Origin of the sequence: Nostoc sp. UIC 10630 (assembly GCF_010747425.1) — a bacterium.
GTDB lineage: Bacteria > Cyanobacteriota > Cyanobacteriia > Cyanobacteriales > Nostocaceae > Nostoc.
The window spans coordinates 1-502 of record NZ_JAAGOG010000503.1 but is presented as its reverse complement, the minus strand read 5'-3'; the positions used below and the strand labels follow the sequence as shown (position 1 = coordinate 502).

Here is a 502-nt window from a genome sequence, read left to right as displayed (position 1 = left end):
TGATAAGACTTTAGTGACTGACTTTATTGGGCATAGTAACTCAGTGTATAGTTTAGCTTTCAGCCCAGATGGCAAAATGATTGCTTCGGGTAGCGAGGACAAGACTATAAAACTCTGGCGCACCACTGATGGCACTTTGCTCAAAACTATTGATGGGCATAGTAATTCAGTGTATAGTTTAGCTTTCAGCCCAGATGGCAAAACGATTGCTTCGGGTAGCGGGGACAAGACTATAAAACTCTGGCGTACTGATGGCACTTTGCTCAAAACTATTGATGGGCATGAAAATACAATTTGTGGTCTAGCTTTCAGACCGGATGGAAAGATGATTGCCTCCGCTAGTTGGGACAACACTGTAAAACTCTGGCGTACTGATGGTACTTTACTCAAAATTATTTCAGTAAATCCAGATCTAGATCTAGTTTATAGCGTGGCTTTTAGCCCAGATGGCAAAACGATTGCTTCGGGTAGCGGGGACAAGACTGTAAAACTCTGGCGTACT

1 protein-coding gene is annotated in these 502 nt (G+C 43.0%); it reads left to right on the top strand.

The window, feature by feature from the left end; translation table 11 throughout:
* Positions 1 to 13: 13 nt before the first annotated feature.
* Positions 14 to 502 (top strand): WD40 repeat domain-containing protein (locus tag G1O98_RS38615; RefSeq protein WP_345940649.1); only part of this gene is annotated, 489 nt, incomplete at its 3' end.